A 13,862-nucleotide genomic window follows, 5' to 3' on the forward strand; every position below is an offset into this window, starting at 1 on the left:
GCGAGACTGACAAGTCGAGCAGAGACGAAAGTCGGCCATAGTGATCCGGTGGTCCCGAGTGGAAGGGCCATCGCTCAACGGATAAAAGGTACTCTAGGGATAACAGGCTGATTTTGCCCAAGAGTCCATATCGACGGCAAAGTTTGGCACCTCGATGTCGGCTCATCACATCCTGGGGCTGGAGCAGGTCCCAAGGGTATGGCTGTTCGCCATTTAAAGTGGTACGTGAGCTGGGTTCAGAACGTCGTGAGACAGTTTGGTCCCTATCTGCCGTGGGTGTTCGAAGCTTGAGAGGATCTGTCCCTAGTACGAGAGGACCGGGATGGACATACCTCTGGTGTACCTGTCATGGCGCCAGCTGTGCAGCAGGGTAGCTAAGTATGGAATAGATAACCGCTGAAAGCATCTAAGCGGGAAACTAACCTCAAAACAAGGCTTCGCTGAGGATCGTGGAAGACTACCACGTTGATAGGCCAGGTGTGGAAGTGGGGCGACCCATGAAGCTTACTGGTACTAATAATCCGATCGGTTTGATCGTTTCTCAGCAAAACTCATTCGATGATCGTTCAGACCCGAACGATCCAGACAATGTCTTCTCTTCATTCCGCTGTCCGCCTCGTTGACCTGGTGGCTATGTCGGAGGTTCCCCACCCGATCCCATTCCGAACTCGGTCGTTAAGCCCTCCAGAGCCAATGGTACTTCGTCTTAAGGCGCGGGAGAGTAGGTCGCCGCCGGGTCTACCAGGCGGACAACGAAATGAAGACCAATACAGCCGATACACTCGGCCTTCTCGAACGCACTCTTCCTTCCGATCCACCCCTTCGACGCGGGATGGAGCAGCCCGGTAGCTCGTCAGGCTCATAACCTGAAGGTCGCAGGTTCAAATCCTGCTCCCGCACCCACCGACACCGACACCCCCGCCGCGTAAGCGACGGGGGTGTCGACGTTTCTGGACCACACACAGTCCAGAAACGTCAGCAACAACCGCGCTTCGCCCAGGCCCCTCGCCGCGAAATCGACGCGCTGAAAAATCTAGACCGACAGCTCTCGCCAGGTCTTGCCGGCGGCGCCCTGATAGTTGGTGGCGTGATAGACGCCGCGCGCCACGGCGCGGGCCAGGACGTCGGCGGCGACGTTGCCCAGCTGGGCAACCGCGACCTGGCGCAGCGCCGGGTTGTCGATCTGTTTCTTGCCGGTGGACAGGCAGAACAGGGTGTCGCCGTCGAAGGGGGCGTGGCTGGGGCGAATGGCGCGGGCCATGCCGTCCTGGGCCATGATGGCCATGCGCTGGCATTCCACCCGCGTCAGGGCCACGTCGGTGGCGATGCAGGCGATGGTCGTGTTCTCGCGCGGATCGACCCGGCGATCTACCGCCAGCGCAACCAGGTCGAGCGCTTCTTCTGCAAGCTCAAGCACTTCAGACGGGTCGCAACGCGCTTCGACAAACTCGCAAGGAACTTCTTGGCAGCCGTCTTGCTCGCATCAACCCGGTTGTGGCTCAGAGCTTATGAGTCCACGACCTAGGGTCCGTACCCAATTGAGTTGATTGATCTGCTGTGATTCAAGCTTCTGAAGAGGCTTTGACATGGCGGATCACTTTTGGCTCTCGGACGCCCAGTGGGCGGTGATCGAGCCGCACATGCCCAAGGTCTACACGGGCAAGCGCCGGGTGGATGATCGTCGGGTGATCTCGGGGATCGTGCATCGGCTGCGCGAGGGCTGTCCCTGGCGGGCGCTTCCGGATGTCTATGGGCCGTACACAACGGTGTTCAATCGCTATAACCGCTGGAGCAAGCGGGGCCTGTGGCAGCGGATCCTGACGGCGCTGAACGCAGAGGCCGATCCGCCGGTCGTGGCGATGATCGACTCGACCTCGGTCAAGGCGCACCGCTCGGCGGCGGGCGCAAAAGGGGGGGCGCGTTCCAGGCCATAGGCCGTTCGCGCGGCGGCCGCACCACCAAGGTCCATCTGCTGGTGGATGAGGCCGGGCGGCCCCGTGTGCTCCAGCTCTCGCCCGGCCAGGCGTCCGACATCGTCGCGGCCCCCGACCTGATCCTCGCCGCCCGACCCAGCCAGAGCCTGTTGGCCGACCGCGCCTAGACCGCGACGCCCTGCGCCGCCTGCTCAGCGAACGCGGCACGACCCCGGTGATCCCCAACACGATCAACCGCGTGAACCGACACCCCTTCGACCCCGCCGCCTACAAGCTCCGCAACGCCGTCGAACGCGCCTTCTGCCGCCTCAAGGACTTCCGCGCCGTCGCCACCCGATACGACAAGACCGCCAGAAACTATCTCGCCGGGCTATGCCTCGTCGCCGCCATCACCCTATGGACCAAATGAGTCCGGACCCTAGATCGATGTGTCATCCCATGCTGCCGGGCCAGCCGCTGGGGGGGCTCGCCGAAGATTGGTGTCGCTGCCCAGTGGCAAAGGAGGAGCCGGTCTATGCCGTCGCATCGGCGGATTTTGGCGCCGGACGCTTCAACCTAGCCTTCTTTCGAAGGAGGGAAACCCTGGGTTTCTCGAGCACTCCAAGGCCTTAGATTCCTAAATGCTCTGCAAAATTCCCGCCGCGATAGTCAGCGTCAAAAAGGCCGTCCTCGATCAGGTGCGGCATCAGGTTTTCGAACAGCAACTCCATCGATCGCGCTGACCCGCCAGGAAGGGCGATGAAGCCGTCGCCGGCGCCCGCTTCGAACCACCGGGCGATTTCGCGGGCGGCGTCCTGTGGCGTGCCGACGAACAGCCAATGCGCTGACCCGGAGACTTCCGGACGCTCCAGAAGCTCGCTCACCGTCGGCGTCTCGCGTTCGATCAGTCTTCGCAACAGATCCGCATGGGTGCGGCTGCGCACGGGCCGGTTCAACTTAGACAGCATGTCCGGCGTGATCGACATGTCGGCGGGCAGGGGGCCGACATCCAGGCCCAAGTTTTCGAGAACATAGGCCTGTTTGCGCTGCAGATTTTGTCCGGCATGAGTTTGCGCATACAGGTCGCGCGCCTCCGACTCGGTGTCGCCCAGAAACAGGCTTAGCCCCGGCAAAACGCGCAGATCGTTGGGATCGCGGCCGTGAGCGTCGGCCCGCGAGCGCAGATCGGCGCGCAGATCGACGCCGGCGGCGATGTCCGGCGCGGCGGCGAAAACGCCATGGGCGACACGCGCCGCAAAATCCCGTCCCCATTCCGACGCCCCGGCCTGGAAGAGGGGAATCTTTGCGCTGGGATAGGTCGGAACGGTCAGGGGGCCTTCGACCGAGAAATGGCGGCCGCGATGATGGATCGGCCGCACCCGCTCGGCATCGGCGTAGACGCCGTTCGCGCGGTCCAGCACCAGCGCCTCGTCAGGATAGCTGGCCCACAGGGCTTGCACGACATCGGTGAACTCACGCGCCCTGGCGTATCGCTCCGCCGACGAAAGCATGGGCTGGTCGCTGAAATTGTCGCTGCCGTCCATCGAGGTCACGACGTTCCAGCCAGCGCGACCCCGGCTCAACCAGTTGAGCGACTGGATCTGCCGCGCCACTACATAGGGCGGGTAGAAGCTGGTCGAGGCGGTCGAGACAAGGCCGATACGCTGTGTCTCCTGCGCGATCGCTGTCAGGAGCAAGCTCGGATCTAGACTGCTGAACCCCGGCGCGCTGGACAGCCGTGAGGCGTCCAAAAAGAGGGAGTCGGGCCGGAACAGGAAATCCAGCTTGGCCGCCTCCGCCCGCCTAGCGATGTCGATGTAGAACTCGGCGCGATGTATGTTCTCGACGTCGCTGTCGGGGCGCCGCCAGCCTTCGCCATTCAGCCAGGTTATGGACAGCGACAGACCGATACAAAGCTTGCCCGACCGGGTCATGAAGTCTCCGCTTGTGAAGATGAAACCGTTTGCGGCGCGACCCCGCGCCCGCTCCCCAGGGTGGGGACGATCAACGGCGTGCCGGTGACGGGATCGCGCAAGACCATGCAGGCCAGGCCGAAGACTTGGTCGATCCGCTCGGGCGTCAAAACCTTGTCCGGCGCGCCGGCGGCGACAATGGCGCCGTCTCGCATGGCGATGACATGGTCCGCGTATCGCGCCGCCTGGTTCAGGTCGTGCAACACCATCACCAGGGTCTTGCTGTGGTCGCGATTGAGGGTTCGGCAGAGTTCGAGCACCTCGAACTGGTGGGCCACGTCCAGATAGGTCGTCGGTTCGTCAAGGAGCAGGACGGGCGTTTCCTGGGCGAGCACGAGCGCCAGCCAGACGCGTTGACGCTGACCGCCGGACAGTTCGTCGACGACACGATCAGCCAGATCGGCCACCTGCGCTTGGGCCATGGCGCGCCGCACCGCCTGATCGTCCGCCCCCGACCACTGCCGCAGCAGCGTCTGATGCGGATAACGTCCACGGGCGACCAGGTCCGCCGCCGTAACCCCATGCGGCGCGCTGGCCGACTGCGGCAGATAGGCCAGGGTGCGCGCCAGGGCCTTGGCACCATAGTCGCGGATGTCTCGACCGCCGAGGAAGACCCGGCCGGCGCTGGGAGGCAAGAGCCGTGACAGGACGCGCAGAAGAGTCGACTTTCCGCAGGCGTTGGCGCCGATGATCACGCTGATCTGGCCCAGCGGGATGTCCACGTCCAGATCGCGCGAGACCACGCGCCGGCCATAGGAGAGCTCAAGGGCTTGTCCGCGAAGGAGTATGTCTGCGGGGTGGGGCATCAGGTCACAGCGTGCGCGATCGGCTGAGCAGCCAAAGGAAATAGACGCCGCCGATCAGGCCGGTCATGCGGCCGATCGGGAGGGTGGCGTGAAACGGCAGGGCCTGGGTGATCAGATCGGCGACAAGCACAAGGCTTCCACCCATCAGGGCCGCCGTTGCGATGGGCACGCCCCGCGACAGGCTCAGTCGCTTGGCCAACTGTGGCGCGGCGAGCGCGATGAAGGCGATCGGCCCCGCCGCGCCGGTCGCCAGGGCGGCCAGGGTCACACCGATCCCGACGGCGAACAGCCGCGTACGATCGACTGCGATCCCAAGCTGGCGGGCGAGGTCGTCCCCCATCTCCATGATCGCAAGCCGAGGGGCCAGCGCCATGGCCAGCGGCGTGAGGATGACCACGGCCGTCATCACCGGAACTACATGATCCCAAGTGCGGGCGTTGAGCGAACCCGCGAGCCAGAGATTGGCCAGAACCGCGCTGTCGAGCTTTCCTTGCGATAGCAGCAACCCATTTAGCGCGGCCAGGGCGGCGCCGACGCCAATCCCGACCAGCACGAGCCGATCACCGACGATCCTGCCGCCCGTCAGAGACAAGAGATAGACGATCGCCGCCGCGGCCAGTCCGCCGCAAACCGCCGCAGACGCGATGCCCAGCGGCTGCTGCCCGACCAGCATGATCCAGGCGATGGCCCCGGTCGCCGAGCCGGTCATGAACCCGATCACATCGGGCGAGCCGAGAGGGTTGCGCGACACCGACTGAAAGACGGCGCCGGAAACACCAAGGGCCGCCCCGACGAAGAAACCCGTCGCCGCCCTGGGCAGGCGAAGGCCCAGAATAATCCTGCGATCGCCTTCCTCTCCGCCGCCACGGAACAGGATTTCGGCGATCCGGCTCGGCGCGATCTCCATTCGCCCCAGGGTCAGCAGACCCGCGGTCAGGCCGACCGTCAGCAGAACGAGAAGCAAGGCGACCGCCATCGTTTGCGGGTGCAGACGCACAGTGATGCGGTTCGCCCTCAATACCGGTCCCACGAGGCTGGCGGTCACGCGAAATGAAGCGCGATCATGCATGTCCCGACAGCCTTCCTTTGCGTACCAACGCGATGAAGAAGGGCGCGCCGATCAGTGCGACCATGACGCCGACATCGATTTCGCCGGACCGAACAATCAGCCGGCCAGCGCAATCGGCGGCGAGCATAAGGCCCGCGCCGGTCAACATCGCATAGACGATGAGCCAGCGATGGCGCGGCCCCACGACCGCGCGGGCGACATGGGGCGCAGCCAAGCCTAGAAAACTGATGGGGCCGGCGGCGGCGGTCGCCCCGCCGGCCAGAAGAATGACGGCCAGCGACGACATCGCCCAGACGACGGCCGGGCTCGCCCCGAGGCCCCTTGCCAGATCATCGCCCAGAACCACCGCGTCAAGATCGCGGGCGAGAGCCGCCGCGATGGCCAGACCCAGTCCGACGAGGACCGTCACCGGCGTCAGAACCTCATAACCTCGGCCTTCCAGCGATCCGACGGCCCAGTGGCGGAACCGATCAAACACCTCGGCCTCGCTGTTGACGGTGATAATCTGGGTGAGTGCGAGCAGGATCACCGACAGAGCCGATCCCGTCAGCACCAGCCGCACGGGATTAAAACGGCCCATAAGCCCGCCCAGCAGGATGACGGCGAGCCCGGCGAGCGTCGCGCCGACAAGGCCGCCAAAGATCGAGCCTGCGACGCCCAAGCCGCCGAAGCCGGCGATGGCGACTACAACTCCGGCGGCCGCGCCGGCGTTGACGCCCAGCAATCCAGGCTCGGCCAGTGGGTTTCGGGTCAAGGCCTGCATGACGACGCCCGCCGCCCCCAGCGCCGCGCCGGTCACGATGGCCACCAGAGTCCGGGGAAGGCGCAGATAGCGGATCAGCAGATGATCGCTGTTCGTGGGATCGAAGGCGACGACGGCGTTCCAGGCCGAGGCGGCGCCGATGGGGCGTGCGCCCAGCAGCAGGCTGGCCGCAGCCACTAGGGCCAACAGAAGCAGGCCCAGTACCAAGCACAGGATCAGGCCGACGCCGGGTCCTCCCGATCTGTGAGCCCACGGGGAGCCAACAGCGCCACGTCCTGCTTGGGACGTGATCACCGCTTGAAGGCCTTGGTCAGACCATCGACAATTTCGGTCCCGCTGTAATAGTCGATCCGAAAGGAGTTGGCGCCAAGCCCATAGACCTGTTTCTTGCGGACAGACGGCAGGTTGGCGAGGACGGGATCGTTCAGGAAGGCGGCGGAGCGGCTATCGTCGACCCGCAACAGAAACGTCGTCTCCGCCTTCAGCTTGGTCAGGTTCTCGTACGACGACCACACGAAATCGGTGCGGGGCTCGGGCGTGCTGTGCCAGCGCGGGTCCGGATTCTCGACCATGAAACCCATGGCTTGCAGCAACTGCCCATGCGCCCCATCGCCCGTCGCGATGGGATTGCGCGCGCCCGGCCCGTTGTAGCTGATGATGTTGACCCTGCCCGCAGGCGGAACGATCCGCGTCTTGGCGTTGGCGACATAGCGGTCGAAGTCGGCGATCCGGGCGGCGGCCTGCGCCTCGAGCCCGGTGGCCTGCCCCAGTTTGACGGCAAGGCTTTGCCAGGTCTGGCCGCCGTAATCGAGGACGATGGTGGGGGCTATGGCCTGAAGCTCGGCGAGATGCTCGCGCGTCGAGTCCGCCCCTCCAGTGGACACCACGATCAGATCCGGCCTCACGGACTGAGCCGCCTCGAGGTCGATACTGCCTGCGGGCCAGACGTTCTCAACGCCGCGCGCGTCGGCGACGTCGGCCCATTGCGCGAAAAAGACGCCGTTGGCCGCCGATGTGCTGGCGACGACCGGCGCATCGATCGCCAGCAGGGTTCCCGTGATCGAGGTCGATGTCGACAGGATGCGGCGCGGCTTGGCGGAAATGGCGGTGAAGGTGCCGTCGGCATTGGCGAAGCGACGAGGCCACTCGCCGCCGGTCTGCACTTCGGCCGGAGCTCCGGTCTGGGCCGGTCTTTGATTACAGGCCGCCAAGCCCAGCGCCGCCATCAAGACGATAAGCCCGAGAATCCGGATCGAGCGTGACGATCGAGCGGCAAACATGTGGTTTCCAATCGGCCGGCGCCGAACAGACGCCTTGAATTCGCGAGTGGTTATCATTAGCGATTGCGGATCGGCTGGATCAACCGTCTTGGCTTTGGTCAGATCGGGAAATGCTGTCGCGAGATCGCAGCGGCGGATCCGGCGTCTCGCGCGGTGCGAGGCCCTTTAGGACGATTGAAGACCAAGCGGATGCATCCCACCCCAAGCGCTGAAAGCCGGTTATCGATCTCGCAGGTGCTGGGCGAGGCTCATCGACGGTCCCTGCCGGTGCCTCGAGCGGAGGGGCACGCCGATCCGTCCACCGTCGTGACGGGAGCCTTGTGGGCGCGCGAGGTGCAGACCGGCCTGATCGTGAACACCCACGACCTCACCTATCTTTCCAACTGCGCCTTCGACGCCGACAAGGAGCGCTCGCTCAGCTGTGGCCTTGTGCTGATCGGCGATGTGGCGCCGATCGTGCTGGACGGCTATCTCCCCGCCAGACAGGCGCTGAACCGACCGTTCGTCATGGGGTTCGGACAGTCGACCCCTTGCGGCCGCACCTGGCGGGCCGGGGCGAAAAGCAGGGGCGCGGGCTTTACCTTGACGCCCCGGTTCCTAGAACGCTTCGGCGATGTGGTGGACGAGGACGGTCTGGCCGTTCTGCACGACTATCTGCGTCCCGGATTTCACAGCACAGCGCTGCCTGCTTCGCATCGGCTGACGCAGATCGCACACCGGCTTCTGGACAATCCCTATGGAGGGCGGCTGGGCGATCTATTCGCCGAAACCCATGCGCTGCAATTTGTGTTCGAGACCGCAATCCTGCTCCGCGACGAGGAGCGGGCGGTTCGACGGATCGGACGCCGGAACTACCAACGCGCCAGCGAGGCCCGGGTCATCCTCGACGCCTCCCTGGCCCATCCCCCGAGTTCGCTTGAACTGGCCCGGCGGGTGGGAATCAACCTGACGACCTTGCAGGCCAGCTTCAAGGCCGCGTTCGGCACGACCCTGTTCGGCTATGTGCGCGACCGGCGTCTGGAGATGGCCCGCGAGCTGATCCTGGACCATGGCCTTGGCATAGCCGAGTCTGGCTATCGGGTCGGTTTCACCAGTCCGGCGGCCTTCACCGCGGCCTACAGGCGCCATTTCGGCCGGCCGCCTTCTGCCGAAGGCCGCGCCGGCCAGTGACGGCGGTCACTCACCAGCTGAGCTTCAGCGAAGCCGTGAGCGTCCTGCCCGTGCCGTAATAGCAGGAGGTCAGCGCCGAGCAGGTGGCGACATACCGTTTGTCGGCCAGGTTGCTGCCGTTCAGGGCCAGAACGGCGTGGGCGCCGCCGACCTGGCCTAGGTCATAGCGCACGGCCGCGTCGAACAACTGATAGGCGTTGATCGCCAGGGTGTTGGCCAGATCGCCATAGGTGCTGTCAACATAGCGAACGCCGCCCGCCACGCTCAGCCCATGCGCCGGGCCGCGATCAAAAGTGTAGTCCGCCCAGAACGATCCCATCCAGTCGGGCACGCGGATCATGTCGTGACCCTGGTTGGTGGTGTCGCGGGTGACCTTTGAGTCGAACAAGGTCCCCGCTCCGATCAGGCTCAGGCCCTCGAGCGGCGTCACGCGCCCCTCCAGCTCCAGCCCGCGAATGCGGACCTGGCCGGTCTGGACCTGATAGGCCTCGGTCGCCGAGTTCAACGGATCGGCGGTCAGGACGTTGTCCTGGTGCAGTTCGTAGGCCGAGAGGGTGATCATGCCGTCGATGGCCTGGGGCTCGTACTTGAGACCGGTTTCCCACTGGTCGGCGGTGATGGCCTTGAAGGCGCCGCCGTCGCGCGCCGTGCCGGGCGTAGGCTGGAACGACTGGGAATAGCTCACATAGGGCGAGAGGCCGTTGTCGAAGGCGTAAAGCAACCCCGCCCGTCCGGAAAACGCCTCGTTCTTGGTCTTCACGCGAACATTGGTCAGGGTGTTGAGCGCGTTAAGGTTGGCCCAGTCGTAGCGGCCGCCCAGGGTCAGACGCCATTTCCCCGACTTGATCTGATCCTGGAGATAGACGCCGGTTTGTCGGTCGGTTTCGTTCGTGCCGACCTGATTCACAAGGGTCGGGGCGAAATCATAGTTGGTATAGACCGGGTCATAGACGTCGATCTGGATCGCGGTCTGCGACACGACGGCCTGTTTGCGCAAGAATGTCCAGTCGGTCTGTTGCCAATCGACGCCGGCCAGTACGGCGTGCTCGAACGCGCCGGTCGAGAATTTCCCGGCTAGCCGGGTGTCGATTGTATAGCCGTCGGAGTCTCCTTGCCCCTGCACGGCGCGACGGGGCAGAATTCTTCCGTCTCTGAGAGTGTTGGGATTGGTGACCGTCTGACCGCGAACGCCGTAGACCACCGTGGCGCGATAGAGGGAGTCCACATGCATCACGCGCCCGTTCTGGCTCAGGGTCAGGGCGTCGGTGAAGCGATGCTCGAACTGGTAACCCGCCGACCAGACGGTGCGATCATAGACGTTCCAGTTCGGCTCGCCCAGGAAGGTCTGGTTGTCAATATAGCCGTTCTTCGCGTGGATGACAGAACCCTGGTAGGGCAGGAACTGGAATGTGCTGCCGCCACTGTCCTCCTGATATAGGCCCAGGAGCGTCAGCCGGGTGTTGCCGTCATTGGCCTTGAACTCGACGCTGGGCGCCACCAGCCATTGCTGATGATCGACATGATCAAGCTGGGTTCCCCCATCCTTGAAGAAGGCGACGAGCCGCCCCTGAACCTGACTGTCCGCGGGCCCGCCGCCAACATCGCCGGCGATCTGGTACTTGCCGTTGGCGTCAGCCGTCAGCTGCAGCACCTGCGCCTGGCCCGCGACCGGCGTCTTGCTGACTTGGTTGACCATGCCGCCGGGGGCGAGTTGACCATAGAGAACGCTTGAAGGGCCCTTCACGACTTCCACCTGCTGCATGTTCCAGGTGTTGATCGAAGCGTGGTTCCAGCTCGAACTACTGTCAGAGGGCATCCGGAGCCCGTCCAGCATCACATTGCTGGCGAAACCGCCCGCGTCGAAGCCGCGGATGTACATGTCGTCGATCCGGTTATCCATGCCCGAGCTTTCCGGCAGGACCCCGGCGACATAGCGGGTCGCTTCGTTGAGGTTCTGCACGCCGCGCGCGTCAAGTTCGTCGCGCGTGATCACCGAGACCGATTGCGGCGTGTCGATCAGCGCGGCCTGGGTCTTGGTCGCAGCGCCGACGGATTCGGCGGTGCGATAAGCGTTGACGACGATCTCCTCGATCTCCTGCGCGTCTGCATCGGCTTGGGCGCTCTGCGTCAATGGCGCGTTCTGGGCTAGAGCCGGCGACGCTACGGCGAAAACCAGGGCGAGGGCGCTGGCCGAAGAACACAATGCCGGCCCGGAGAGGCGCTGGCTGCGGATAGGGGGGACGGCGTGCTGCGGGCGCATGGCTGACCTTTATTGAGAATGTTTCGCAATACTGATGATTGGCCAAGCTCGGCAATAGCGGCGGCTATGTCAGGCTGAAGGATTGCTGTCGCCAGATGCAGATCAGCGTCCAGACGACACGCGACCGGTTGTGACGGGCGCTAACCGAGGGGGAATGACAGGAGATGACATGCCCGAGACCCTCGCTCGCGTCCCCACCCAGAACGCCGCTAGATACCTGCAACAACTCTGCAAACACTGGGCGCACCGGTTCGAGGTGGACTTCACGCCGGATCACGCTGTGGTGGCCCTGCCGGAAGCGCGCCTGACCCTGAACGCCTTCCCCGAGGCGCTCGAAATCCTGCTCCAGGGCGAGAGCCCTGAAGGCGTCCTGCGTATGCGAGACGTCGTTCAGTCACATGTGGACAGCTTTGCCTTCAGGGAGGCACCGCTGGAGTTCACCTGGCGGCCATAGAGGCTCAGGGCGAGCCTTGCGATTAGCGGTTGCCGACCGAACCCGAGGACCGCGCACATCACGCGAACCGGCCAGACCTGACGATGCCCATCGACGAACCCGAACTTCATCGGGAGGCCGCTCCGAAGATGAGCGCGGCTTTTTTTAGGATGTCCCGCTCCATCCGGAGCCGCGAGTTCTCCCGTCGTAACCGGGCCAACTCCGCCGCCAGATCCGACGGCGACGGGGACGACGCCTGCGTTGTGGGGCGCCGCGACGTCCCCGTCGCCTGCACCCCGAACTGCGTCATCCATCGACGCAGCACCGTCTCATGCAATCCCAACTCTCTGGCCACAGCACCGACGCTCAGCCCACTGCTGGCGACCCGATCAACAGCCTCCCGCTTGAAAGAACCCGGGAAGTTCCGGCGTTGAACACTCATCAGACACTCCTCTCCAGCTCCGAAAAGCTAGCATGGGTGTCCACCAAAGCGGGGGACGATCAAAGGGCCGAAGCTTCGACAGGAGATCAACGAGGATGTGCCGAGAGCATCGGATCGAAGCGGTCGAGGATCGAACACGGAATGAACGTCGCATCAGCGGCCTTCGATCCTCCAGACGTCTTCGGCATTCCGCAATGCGAGCTTGGAGCCGAGTGCATTGAGCGCGATCCGATGGACGATTTCCGCCGGTGCGGTGCAGAGATCGGGAACGACCTGCACGTCGAACGCATCGGCCGACCGCGACAGGGCGGTGAACACGACGCAGTTCTGCGTCATCATGCCGGCGACCAGGAGCGTGCGGCTTCCGCTCAGGTGGGTGGGAAGATCGGTGTCCTGGAAAGCATCGGCATAGGACTTGGTGACGATCGGTGCGCCGTCGGCGGCTTTCAGAATCGCCGGGCGGATCGCAACGCCCGCAGTATCGGGAAGAAACGGGCCTGCCGGGGCTTTTGACACATGCTGTATTAGGACGACGCGGTCGCCGGCCGCGCGGGCCTTGCCGATTGCGGCGACGATGCGCGCCTCGGTTTCTGCGGCCTGCCACAAGGGCAGCGCGCCGCCGGCGAAGTAGTCGTTCTGGATGTCGATGACGAGAAGGGTACGGGTCATTGGAGCGGTTCCTTTGCTGTCCGCTTCTCGAATAGGCGATCATCGCGTCCCGTCGGATTGGCTGGATGGACAGTATTCGTATAATTCGGGCCAATGCGCATCGCCGTCCTCGCCTATGACCGGATCAGTTCCTTCATGCTCTCCACGCCATTGGCCGTCTTTGGAGAGCCGTTCGTCGCGGGCGGTCACACCGTCGATGTCTGCGCTCACAAGAGGCGTTTCACGGCGACCGGAGGTTTGGCGATCGACGCGCCCTGTTCGCTCGATGCCGCCAGCAATGCCGATGTGGTGATCCTGCCGGGGTGGCGGGACGCGGACGAGCCGGTGTCCCCCGATCTTCTCGCTGAATTGCAAGCAGCCAACCGCCGGGGCGCCATCGTGGTCGGCCTTTGCCTCGGCGCCTTCGGTCTGGCGGAGGCGGGTCTGCTAGATGGGCGGCGGGCGACGACCCACTGGGCGCGCGCCGAAACCTTTGCGGATCGCTACCCTCTGGTGACGGTCGATCCCGGCGCGCTGTTCGTCGATGAGGGGCGAATTCTGACCTCTGCGGGCATCGCCTCCGGTCTCGATTGCTGCCTGCATCTGATGGCTCGCCTATCTGGCGTGACAGAGGCGCATCGCGTGGCCCGCCATCTGGTGGTGGCGCCGCAACGGATGGGCAAGCAACCGCAACTCATCGCACGGCCGGCGCTCGGCTCATCGGCGGATCGGCGCGTTACGGAAATCCTGGAAGAACTGCGCGCCGACCCGTCCGCATCGCCCCGGCTGGACGACCTGGCGAACCGTGCCGGCATGAGCCGCCGCAGTCTGACCCGTCATATTCAAGCCCGAACCGGCGGCAGCCTCGGCGCCTGGTTGAAACAGGTGCGTATCGCGCGGGCGCAGGATCTGCTGGCCGGTGGAGCGCGCGGCCTTGCCGATATAGCGCTCCGCTGTGGTTTTCCAGACGCACAGGCCTTGAGGCAGGCGTTCCGAACGGAGTTGGGCGTGACGCCGTCACAATGGCTCGCCCGACAAAGACTATTATAGGCGCTCTACGCCTCCGGCTTCTTGTTGAACGCGCCTAGTTCGAGGTTTTTTATCA

Annotated in this window: 11 protein-coding genes, 1 tRNA gene, 2 rRNA genes and 3 pseudogenes (1 of these 17 only partly in view); 8 read left to right on the plus strand and 9 right to left on the minus strand. The window is 64.5% G+C overall.

Going from position 1 to position 13,862, the window contains the following annotated elements:
* From QE389_RS00025 to QE389_RS00035, 3 genes are all read left to right on the plus strand, one after another.
* A 23S ribosomal RNA gene (locus tag QE389_RS00025) occupies positions 1 to 538 on the plus strand; it begins 2,241 nt to the left of the window's first position.
* An 85-nt stretch (positions 539 to 623) separates the two neighbouring features.
* Positions 624 to 738 (plus strand): 5S ribosomal RNA (gene rrf, locus QE389_RS00030).
* Between the two features lie 88 nt (positions 739 to 826).
* Positions 827 to 903, plus strand: a tRNA-Met gene (locus QE389_RS00035).
* A 130-nt stretch (positions 904 to 1,033) separates the two neighbouring features.
* Here the strand turns inward: QE389_RS00035 and QE389_RS00040 are convergent.
* On the minus strand, positions 1,034 to 1,417 hold the full coding sequence (locus QE389_RS00040; protein ID WP_307363453.1) for a P1 family peptidase: 384 nt from the start codon (positions 1,415 to 1,417) through the stop codon (positions 1,034 to 1,036).
* On the opposite strand from QE389_RS00040, the pseudogene QE389_RS00045 reads away from it, so the two are divergent.
* Both QE389_RS00045 and QE389_RS00050 read left to right on the plus strand, forming a co-directional pair.
* A pseudogene (locus QE389_RS00045) lies at positions 1,340 to 1,525 on the plus strand (transposase); the annotation flags it as partial. The gene QE389_RS00040 and the pseudogene QE389_RS00045 sit on opposite strands and share 78 nt — an antisense overlap.
* A gap of 61 nt (positions 1,526 to 1,586) precedes the next feature.
* Positions 1,587 to 2,343 (plus strand): annotated as a pseudogene (locus tag QE389_RS00050) (IS5 family transposase).
* Positions 2,344 to 2,542: 199 nt separating this feature from the next.
* Here QE389_RS00050 and QE389_RS00055 read toward each other — a convergent pair.
* The 5 genes from QE389_RS00055 to fepB all read right to left on the minus strand — a co-directional run bounded on the left by QE389_RS00055 (position 2,543) and on the right by fepB (position 7,804).
* Complete coding sequence (locus tag QE389_RS00055) at positions 2,543 to 3,847, minus strand: NtaA/DmoA family FMN-dependent monooxygenase (RefSeq protein ID WP_307363455.1); 1,305 nt, start codon at positions 3,845 to 3,847, stop codon at positions 2,543 to 2,545.
* Positions 3,844 to 4,692, minus strand: a complete 849-nt coding sequence (locus tag QE389_RS00060; protein WP_307363458.1) for an ABC transporter ATP-binding protein — start codon at positions 4,690 to 4,692, stop codon at positions 3,844 to 3,846. The genes QE389_RS00055 and QE389_RS00060 overlap by 4 nt, the downstream gene beginning before the upstream one ends.
* A 4-nt stretch (positions 4,693 to 4,696) precedes the next feature.
* Positions 4,697 to 5,656 carry an iron chelate uptake ABC transporter family permease subunit gene (locus tag QE389_RS00065; protein WP_307363460.1) on the minus strand — a complete coding sequence of 320 codons (960 nt, stop codon included), beginning with the start codon at positions 5,654 to 5,656 and terminating at the stop codon, positions 4,697 to 4,699.
* Between the two features lie 97 nt (positions 5,657 to 5,753).
* The gene (locus tag QE389_RS00070) at positions 5,754 to 6,818 is read right to left on the minus strand and encodes an iron ABC transporter permease (protein WP_307363462.1); all 1,065 of its coding nucleotides are present in this window, start codon (positions 6,816 to 6,818) and stop codon (positions 5,754 to 5,756) included.
* Positions 6,815 to 7,804: a Fe2+-enterobactin ABC transporter substrate-binding protein gene (gene fepB / locus QE389_RS00075; RefSeq protein WP_307363464.1), complete on the minus strand. Its 990-nt coding sequence runs from the start codon at positions 7,802 to 7,804 to the stop codon at positions 6,815 to 6,817. Before fepB ends, QE389_RS00070 begins: the two co-directional genes overlap by 4 nt.
* Before the next feature lie 189 nt (positions 7,805 to 7,993).
* Between fepB and QE389_RS00080 the strand changes: the two genes are divergently transcribed.
* The gene (locus QE389_RS00080) at positions 7,994 to 8,974 is read left to right on the plus strand and encodes an AraC family transcriptional regulator (protein ID WP_307363466.1); all 981 of its coding nucleotides are present in this window, start codon (positions 7,994 to 7,996) and stop codon (positions 8,972 to 8,974) included.
* A gap of 10 nt (positions 8,975 to 8,984) precedes the next feature.
* Here the strand turns inward: QE389_RS00080 and QE389_RS00085 are convergent, their stop codons facing one another.
* Positions 8,985 to 11,105: a TonB-dependent siderophore receptor gene (locus QE389_RS00085; RefSeq protein ID WP_307363469.1), complete on the minus strand. Its 2,121-nt coding sequence runs from the start codon at positions 11,103 to 11,105 to the stop codon at positions 8,985 to 8,987.
* A 298-nt stretch (positions 11,106 to 11,403) separates the two neighbouring features.
* Between QE389_RS00085 and QE389_RS00090 the strand changes: the two genes are divergently transcribed.
* Complete coding sequence (locus QE389_RS00090) at positions 11,404 to 11,688, plus strand: DUF2218 domain-containing protein (RefSeq protein WP_307363471.1); 285 nt, start codon at positions 11,404 to 11,406, stop codon at positions 11,686 to 11,688.
* A 41-nt stretch (positions 11,689 to 11,729) separates the two neighbouring features.
* Here QE389_RS00090 and QE389_RS00095 read toward each other — a convergent pair.
* Positions 11,730 to 12,109, minus strand: a pseudogene (locus QE389_RS00095) (transposase); the annotation flags it as partial.
* A 153-nt stretch (positions 12,110 to 12,262) separates the two neighbouring features.
* Positions 12,263 to 12,778: a cysteine hydrolase family protein gene (locus tag QE389_RS00100; RefSeq protein WP_307363473.1), complete on the minus strand. Its 516-nt coding sequence runs from the start codon at positions 12,776 to 12,778 to the stop codon at positions 12,263 to 12,265.
* 93 nt (positions 12,779 to 12,871) lie between these two features.
* On the opposite strand from QE389_RS00100, the gene QE389_RS00105 reads away from it, so the two are divergent.
* On the plus strand, positions 12,872 to 13,807 hold the full coding sequence (locus tag QE389_RS00105) for a GlxA family transcriptional regulator (protein ID WP_307363475.1): 936 nt from the start codon (positions 12,872 to 12,874) through the stop codon (positions 13,805 to 13,807).
* The last annotated feature ends 55 nt before the right edge of the window (positions 13,808 to 13,862 follow it).

It is taken from the genome of Brevundimonas sp. SORGH_AS_0993, assembly GCF_030818545.1.
In the GTDB taxonomy this organism is placed as follows: domain Bacteria; phylum Pseudomonadota; class Alphaproteobacteria; order Caulobacterales; family Caulobacteraceae; genus Brevundimonas.